The following is a 271-nucleotide window of genomic DNA, read 5'->3' as shown; positions in this document are numbered from 1 at the left end:
TATTTGCAGATTGCATTTTAATATAGGTTGTTTATTTAAAAATTAACTTATTGAAATATAATGACTTTTATTTTTTGATTGAAAAAAATATATAAAGGGGGATAAAGGGAATCCTCAAAACTCATAGATGAGGCGTACTTTGAAGGTTCACTCTATGAATAAGGGGACATGATTTAGCAAATTTATCCTTTATATTTATGGGGATATTGAGGTATTAAGCATTAACGAGCTAAACAGTTTTGGTTAGGGGTCTTTTATATGAATGTGGGGG

Source organism: Bartonella sp. AA83SXKL (assembly GCF_042196965.1).
Classification (GTDB): Bacteria; Pseudomonadota; Alphaproteobacteria; order Rhizobiales; family Rhizobiaceae; genus Bartonella.
Note: the sequence above shows the minus strand (reverse complement) of the source record.